This is a genomic window from Rickettsiales bacterium, from assembly GCA_033762595.1.
Taxonomy (GTDB): domain Bacteria; phylum Pseudomonadota; class Alphaproteobacteria; order Rickettsiales; family UBA8987; genus JANPLD01.
This window is the reverse complement of the sequence record JANRLM010000076.1, coordinates 1-5,016: the sequence shown is the minus strand read 5'-3', so window position 1 is coordinate 5,016 and position 5,016 is coordinate 1. Positions and strand designations below refer to the sequence as shown.

General features: G+C 35.8%; 8 protein-coding genes. 6 read left to right on the top strand and 2 right to left on the bottom strand.

All coding sequences use genetic code 11. The annotated features are described in order from the left end of the window. Positions 1 to 801 (top strand): alpha-isopropylmalate synthase regulatory domain-containing protein (locus tag SFT90_05495; GenBank protein MDX1949936.1); only part of this gene is annotated, 801 nt, incomplete at its 5' end. A gap of 13 nt (positions 802 to 814) precedes the next feature. On the opposite strand, the gene SFT90_05490 is transcribed toward SFT90_05495, so the two are convergent. Continuing rightward, positions 815 to 2,032 carry a hypothetical protein gene (locus tag SFT90_05490; protein MDX1949935.1) on the bottom strand — a complete coding sequence of 406 codons (1,218 nt, stop codon included), beginning with the start codon at positions 2,030 to 2,032 and terminating at the stop codon, positions 815 to 817. Positions 2,033 to 2,662: 630 nt separating this feature from the next. On the opposite strand from SFT90_05490, the gene SFT90_05485 reads away from it, so the two are divergent. The 5 genes from SFT90_05485 to SFT90_05465 all read left to right on the top strand — a co-directional run bounded on the left by SFT90_05485 (position 2,663) and on the right by SFT90_05465 (position 4,700). Then, positions 2,663 to 2,917, top strand: a complete 255-nt coding sequence (locus SFT90_05485) for a hypothetical protein (GenBank protein ID MDX1949934.1) — start codon at positions 2,663 to 2,665, stop codon at positions 2,915 to 2,917. A 13-nt stretch (positions 2,918 to 2,930) separates the two neighbouring features. After that, positions 2,931 to 3,236, top strand: a complete 306-nt coding sequence (locus tag SFT90_05480) for a hypothetical protein (protein MDX1949933.1) — start codon at positions 2,931 to 2,933, stop codon at positions 3,234 to 3,236. Continuing rightward, positions 3,233 to 3,574 carry a hypothetical protein gene (locus SFT90_05475; GenBank protein ID MDX1949932.1) on the top strand — a complete coding sequence of 114 codons (342 nt, stop codon included), beginning with the start codon at positions 3,233 to 3,235 and terminating at the stop codon, positions 3,572 to 3,574. Before SFT90_05480 ends, SFT90_05475 begins: the two co-directional genes overlap by 4 nt. 8 nt (positions 3,575 to 3,582) lie before the next feature. Beyond that, positions 3,583 to 3,921, top strand: a complete 339-nt coding sequence (locus SFT90_05470; protein MDX1949931.1) for a hypothetical protein — start codon at positions 3,583 to 3,585, stop codon at positions 3,919 to 3,921. 209 nt (positions 3,922 to 4,130) lie between these two features. Beyond that, positions 4,131 to 4,700: a hypothetical protein gene (locus SFT90_05465; GenBank protein ID MDX1949930.1), complete on the top strand. Its 570-nt coding sequence runs from the start codon at positions 4,131 to 4,133 to the stop codon at positions 4,698 to 4,700. Positions 4,701 to 4,706: 6 nt separating this feature from the next. Here SFT90_05465 and SFT90_05460 read toward each other — a convergent pair. After that, on the bottom strand, positions 4,707 to 5,016 hold a 310-nt coding region (locus SFT90_05460), incomplete at its 5' end, for an SURF1 family cytochrome oxidase biogenesis protein (protein MDX1949929.1).

Sequence of the window (5,016 nt, the reverse complement as noted above, 5' to 3'; positions counted from 1 at the left end):
AAAACTCGTAATGATATTCTGCCTTTCCACATTGATGTTAAAAGCGAATATATAATGCGTGCATCAAAACTTGTAACTAACATTACAGGCTTGCAAGTTCAAGCAAACAAGGCGATTGTGGGGGCGAATGCATTTGCTCATGAATCAGGCATTCACCAAGATGGCGTTCTTAAGCACGCTGAAACTTATGAGATTATGAAGCCAGAATCTATCGGCTTAACTCGCAATAAATTAGTGATGGGCAAGCACTCTGGCAGAGCTGCCTTCAAAGATAAACTTAAAGAGTTAAACCTTATCATAGATGAAACTAGGCTTGATGAATATTTTGAAAAATTCAAAGATTTAGCTGATAAAAAGAAAGATGTTTTTGATGAAGATATCGTTGCTTTAGTTGGTGAGGAAACTCGCCATGGTGAAAAAAGTAAAGATGGAATTAAATTTGTATCGCTTGATGTTTCTTGTGGCAGTAAAGGGCAGAAGGCTTCTGTTACACTTAAAATAAATGGTTCTGAAAAAACCGCTGAAAGTAATGGTCAAGGGCCTATTGATGCAATATTTAAGGCAATTAAAAAACTGATTGATGTAGATGCCCGCCTTGTTCTTTATGATGTAACTGCTGTTACAGAAGGGATTGATTCTCAAGCCGAAGTTTTAGTTCGTTTGCGTGATAATAAATCGGCCGCACTTTTCAACGGCTCGGCATCTGATATTGATACAACTATCGCCTCCGCAAAAGCATATATTGACGCTGTGAATAAACTCACAAACCATGAGGAAAAAATTGATTTGCTGGATAGTTAATCTAATTTTCTAACTAACTAACAACTCCATTACCTCTTTCTTGTTGCATCTCAACATTAATTGGTGTTGCGGTTGAGGCCACAGCACCTAATTCAGCTTGGGAGATATTTTCACCACCCGAAACACCTTTTAATGAAGGCAAATCATCAACTGAGGCACCAAGAAATAAATTTGCACCCACATTAACACTTGGCTTAGGGGCTTCACCTTTTTGAAAACTTCCCCCTACACCAATGTAAGCATTAGCTTTCTGCCCCAAAATTTTTAATCCTTTACCGGTTGTTAGCCTTAAATTTATATCTGCCCCTTGAGTATAAGCAGAGGTAGTGGCTGTTAGAGTAAATTTATCATTAATTTTCAAATCAGCAAAAGCATTAATATTAACAGGGGTTGCTTGTGTTACAAAATCTTGTTGTGATACATTGCCTGTTTGCGGGTCAAAAACATCAAATGTTTCTTTTTTTACAAAAGATAAAGCTGGGTGCTTTGGTGCAACACCGACTAATTCAGAATAGTCAAACTTTCCTATAAATCCCTCACCATTTGATGCTCCAACTCCAACTCCAGCACCCCAAGTTAATGATTTACCAGCAATATTTACATTCCTTTGGGTGAAGCCAGCACCTAAAACTTGATTCTCATATGATACATAAACTCCATTATCACCTTTATTTGGAAACAATGAACCTCTAATATACCTATCTACAGATATATTTGGCTGTGGAATACCAAGTGGGCTAACATCTTGCTCACCAAAACTATAACTTGCACCAGTATAAATTTTGGCAGGCATTAGAGAATTATCTTTTTTCTGCTCTGCTTTGGCTGGGGCTGGGGTTTGCGCAATAACCAAACCACTAATATCCATTGCACTATTATTAACTTTAACGCTAGTAAAACTATTGAAAGAACCTTCGCCCCTTATAGCTGATTTTACTTTATAATTTCCATTATCATTTTTGTTAGTATCTGCGAATACTTTATTAAATAAATCTTCATTTAATTTTCCATCTTTACCTAAAACATTATTAGCGAAATTTGTAAAGTTACGATTTGTAGAACTTTTGAAGCCTTCATATGCTGATCTGTAAGCAGCATCTATACTTAACCCTTTATTCATATTAGCTGTTATAAGTTCAACAAATTTAGTAAGGACTTGCTCATTTGTGGGCGTTATTTGAGCCTCCTGCATTTGTTGTTGATTTCCGATTTGCATTAAAAAATTCATCATAAATCACCTTTTTTTCGTTAGTTTTTGTTTTTTAAAATCCCTCTCCCCTTATAAAAGGGTAGAGGGAGAAATAAATTAGCTTTTTTAGTTATTTGTTTTTTCTATTTAGCGTTACCCCGTGCATGTCACGGGGTTAATTATAAATCACGCTCAAAACTTGAGACTTATAAACACTTTTACCATTATCCCCGCAGTAAGTGCGGGGTGATAATTGGAGGTAAAGTTAAAATCTTCTAGCTTCCAGTTACTATCCCCAATATAACCTAAAAAGGTTAATAATTTATTAAGAAAATGATAAATTGTTAAAAATTATCTAAAATTTATTTCAAAACTTTCTTAACGATATTTTAATGTTTTTGTGTTATGATGATTTGTGATTTTGAAATTTATTCCCTCCCCTGTTTACGGGGGAGGGTTAGGGTGGGGGCATAATTGGTTTTTGGTCGTTAGTCTTTAGAAAAAGCCCCCCTCTTAATCTCCCCCCGTAAACAGGGGGAGAAATAAAGAATAAAATCAATAAAATAATTCATAAGGAGATTTCTGCTCATAAAAAACTACATATATATTGCTTTACTATGCATAATTTCGGTTTCGGCCTGCACTGATATTCCAAAAACGCCAGCCCAAATTATGCGAGAGCAAAACCAACTGCAAGATACCCCTATGTTTATGGGTGAATTACCAGCAGATAACAGCCCATATAGCGTTGGGTTTCGTGATGGCTGCAATAGTGCAATCGCAACAATTGGTATTGGAAATATAAAAACCTCAAGAGATCAAATTTACATTGACGCCAATAGAAAAACTACCGATGAAGAATATCACAAAGGCTGGAATTTAGGCCATAATTATTGCACATATTACATAGATGTTGACCCGATATAAAATATTATTTTTTATGCTAAGTTTGCTTGTGGTATCTTCCTGCAATACGGATTATTACGGCAAAATGAGTCTGCAACCTTATTCACTTAATCTTACACCACCAAAGGGGCCAGAAAATTATCGCAAGGGCTGGGCAGATGGTTGCGAAAGCGGTGCAAATGCTTATTCAAACCCATTTTATAAGCAAATTAAGGCGTTTGATTATAGATATGATCCAACTTTAAGAAATGATAAAGTATATACCCAAATTTGGAAAGATGCTTTTATTTATTGCTCAATCTATTGGGAAAGGCTCAACAGCTTGGGGGGCAATATATGAAATATATTCTTATATTATTTGCGAGCTTGGCTTTTCTAAATTCCTGCTCATATTTTGACCCAACAATAGCTGGCCCCCCAACAATGAGGTGGATGTATGAGGGTCCAAATGAAGATACGGAAAAAAATAAAGATGTTAACCCGCTTTATCTTAAAGGCTGGAAAGATGGCTGTCATACAGGGGTTTCAGCGAATGCCAACCAATATTACAAAACATTCTATGATTTTGTGCAAGATTCTTCTTTGGCACAAAACCCAGTTTATTATAAAGGTTGGAAAGATGCCTTCAACTATTGTGGCAGATATATTTATCAATATCAAAGAATTATCGGTTTGTGATAAAGTTTTTGAAAATATTTATTATCACGATTTTAATTTCAAGTTGTGAAAGCTTTAAGGAGGATATTCTTCGCCCGCTTAATCTATGGCAACCTAAGCCTTTTGGAATTGGTGAAGCCCCAAAAGGTGGCCCGCCTGAATACACTCAAGGCTGGGAAGATGGCTGCCACTCTGGAATTTCTGCTTATGGAGGAAGTTATTATACAACCCTTGGCTACAAATTTAAGCAAGACTATAAAATGATTAATAACAAAGATTATTATAATGCTTGGCAAGATGCGTATTTATACTGCCGTTGGTATGTATGGAATTATATTAGGCAAGGTAGCACAGGCTATACATTCTAAGGGATTAATTAAGAAGCATATATTAAATTTATGCGGTCTTCCATTTGAGTGTCACCCCGCACTTGTTGCGGGGTTAATGGTTAAAAGGATTTCTAATACTTAGTATTGAGCTTACATAATGGTTAACCCCGCAACAAGTGCGGGGTGACAATTTATGGTTAAGGAGATTAATTTATAATTAGTAATAATTGACATCTAAACATGGCTAAATGAAAATATTTATTACATTAATAATTTCACTAATATTAAGCTCTTGCACAACTTTGTTGGCTGGTAAAGCACCGCTTTATGATTTGCCATACGCGACTGATCCAAACGCACCACCAATTTGGAAATTAGGTTGGCAACATGGCTGTTATTCTGGCTTTTCAGCTTATGGTAATGAGTTCTATAAATCTCAATATAAATTCACGCAAGATATGCGATATGTTAGAGATGAAACTTACTTCAAAGGCTGGATGGATGCCTTCAACTATTGCAGAGCCTATATAAATAGATCACTTTCTGGTAGCAGTTTATCTTATGAAGAAAACCCAACATTATTCTCAAATAAAAACTTGGATATTACCTTCGGAAATAAAAGAGATGACCCAAGAATATATAAAACCGGCGTATTTGGCGGAAAATCAAATCAAGGCTTTTTTGGAAGTGTGTTTGATGTTCAAATCCCAGGTTATGGCTCAACCGCTTGGGGTGCAAATGCTGATGATTGTGATTGGCTAAATAGATGCGGTGCTGACAAACCCAAAGATCCTATGGACGCCCTGCTTGGGCAGTGAGTAACATCAGTTTTTCCTACTCCAAATCCACCACATAAATAAACTCACAAAAGCCAAAGAAAACCAAGTTATTACATAAGTTAAATGTTGATTATAAAATTTTATATCAGCATCTATTGCAATAGGATATTTGAAGCCATCTTTGGAAGAATTTTCAACTTGTTGAACTAAAATAGTTTTGATGTTTTTTAAGTCAGATTTTTCTGATAATCTGTTTTTCATTCGCTCTAAATCTATCCAAAACCATATATCTTTTTGAGGCACATTAGTTGGCATATACCAAGGGGCTTTTCCGTGGCTTTCCCTAATCATAACT

Bases quoted from the DNA above. Each gene is read 5' to 3' on its own strand.
- SFT90_05490 (MDX1949935.1), bottom strand. From the start codon at position 2,032: ATGATGAATTTTTTAATGCAAATCGGAAATCAACAACAAATGCAGGAG.
- SFT90_05485 (MDX1949934.1), top strand. From the start codon at position 2,663: ATGCGAGAGCAAAACCAACTGCAAGATACCCCTATGTTTATGGGTGAA.
- SFT90_05480 (MDX1949933.1), top strand. From the start codon at position 2,931: ATGCTAAGTTTGCTTGTGGTATCTTCCTGCAATACGGATTATTACGGC.
- SFT90_05475 (MDX1949932.1), top strand. From the start codon at position 3,233: ATGAAATATATTCTTATATTATTTGCGAGCTTGGCTTTTCTAAATTCC.
- SFT90_05465 (MDX1949930.1), top strand. From the start codon at position 4,131: ATGAAAATATTTATTACATTAATAATTTCACTAATATTAAGCTCTTGC.